At 72.4% G+C, this 1,718-nt stretch carries 2 protein-coding genes and 1 pseudogene; all 3 read right to left on the reverse strand.

Features of this window, described 5'->3' with window-relative positions; all coding sequences use genetic code 11:
* Positions 1-292: 292 nt before the first annotated feature.
* Positions 293-877 carry a hypothetical protein gene (locus C1I97_RS36665; protein ID WP_111007210.1) on the reverse strand — a complete coding sequence of 195 codons (585 nt, stop codon included), beginning with the start codon at positions 875-877 and terminating at the stop codon, positions 293-295.
* Complete coding sequence (locus C1I97_RS36670) at positions 870-1,421, reverse strand: SigE family RNA polymerase sigma factor (protein WP_111007211.1); 552 nt, start codon at positions 1,419-1,421, stop codon at positions 870-872. The genes C1I97_RS36665 and C1I97_RS36670 overlap by 8 nt, the downstream gene beginning before the upstream one ends.
* 32 nt (positions 1,422-1,453) lie before the next feature.
* Positions 1,454-1,603, reverse strand: a pseudogene (locus C1I97_RS36675) (IS5/IS1182 family transposase); the annotation flags it as partial.
* Between the last annotated feature and the right edge of the window lie 115 nt (positions 1,604-1,718).

Here is a 1,718-nt window from a genome sequence, read left to right on the forward strand (position 1 = left end):
GGTGCGTCGCGGTGGGCGGGGTCGGCACGGCGGCCTGTCCGGACGCCGACGCTGAAGCCGTCACCGGCGTTGCCGGGGCAAGGGCGTCCGCCTGCCCTTCGCCTCCCTTGCCGGTGCATGCGGTCAGGACAAGAGCGGTCAAGGCGAGAGCGGTCAGAGGAAGGGCGCCGGTTCGGCGGCGAGAAGTGAGCACGGCAAGGTCCCATCGGATCAGATGCAGTCGGGATACATGAGTTCTACGCCCTGGCCCGCCTCTGGGTTGCACCTCGATGCCGTGAATGCGGCGGCGGCCTCAGTCGGTCTCCCGCAAGGACTCCACCCGGCCCTCGCTGTCGTAGTCGATCGCGAACATCCACCGCGGCCCGGCAGCCAGCCGGCTCACCAACTGGTCCAGCTGCATATCCGCAGGGGACCCGCCGGAGAGCCGCCGTGCTTCCACCAGCGTCCACCGCGGCAGGGTCAGCGTGTGCACCACACCCGTGGGCACCGCGGTCCCCCGGACGGTACGGAGCTGCTCGACGGTGACCTGCACCGTGTCGCCCTGCGCCACCGCGCCGTACACGTAGCCCAGTTCACTGGCGTACTCCTCGCCCGGTGCGGGCGAGGGCGGCACGAAGCCTGAAACGGTCGGCGCCGGCACGATCGCGGCCGGCTCCGGCACCCGGGCGGCTCGGACCAGCGACAGACCGCCCACCACCACAGCGGCGGCCAGCAGCGCGCCGCCGAACGCCACGGCCGCCCGTCGGCGGCGCATGCGCTGCTCACCACGGGCCCGCACCCGGTGCGCGGCAAGCGGCATCACCTGCTGCCGGCCCGACTCGGCGAGCTCGGCCAGGTTCCGTTCCAGACACCGCTCCAGTTCTGTCCTGTCAGCCATGCCTCACCTCCGGCAGCCGGGTCGTCCGCAGATCGAGCTCCGTATCGGCCAGCAGGCGTGCCAGCGCCGCCCGTCCGCGGCTCAGGTGCGCCTTGACCGTGCCGACGGGGCAACCGGTCTCGGCAGCCACCTGCTCCACCGGCAGATCACACAGATGATGCAGCACCACGGCCCGCCGCTGCGCCTCGGGGATCCGCCGCAGTGCCTGGACCAGCAGCACGTGGTGCGGTTCCGGCGGCGGTACGGCGGCGGGCGGACCCTGCCGCCGGGCGAAGGCCAGCGCGGTGCGCGCCCGCCGCCACCGACTGACCGCCAGCCGCCAGGCCACCGTGCGCACCCACGCTTCGGGGGCCCCGTTCAGGTCCAACTCGGCCCAGCGTTCCCAGGCCCGGGCGAAGGCCTCCTGCACCACGTCCTGAGACTCAGCCAGGTCACCTGTCATCGCGTACAACTGGCCGACGAGCCGGCCGACGCTCGCGGTGTAGAAGGCGTCAAAATCACGCTCGTCCACACCGCGGCCCGGCAAATTCTGTGGTGGTCGCATACTCCCTCTCACGCTGAACGGTGGCTGCGCGGCTCCAGTGGAGCTCCCCCGTGCGCGATGCGGCCGCGCAGGCCGCGTTCGTGGAGCAGGGTGCGGGTGGTGCCGGAGTCGTAGCCGGTGTCCAGGTGCACGGTGACGTCGCCGGGCAGCGGACCCAGGTCGTCCAGGCGGTCCAGGGTCGGAGGCGGTCCGGGAGCGGGTCTCCGTGGCGTCGGTAGTGACTGACCACGGCGCGGGTCTGGTGGAGCCGACGCCACAACTCGCAGGTCAGGGCGGTCTCCACGGGGTGTCGGGGGT

Origin of the sequence: Streptomyces sp. NTH33, assembly GCF_003236365.1 — a bacterium.
Lineage (GTDB): Bacteria > Actinomycetota > Actinomycetes > Streptomycetales > Streptomycetaceae > Streptomyces.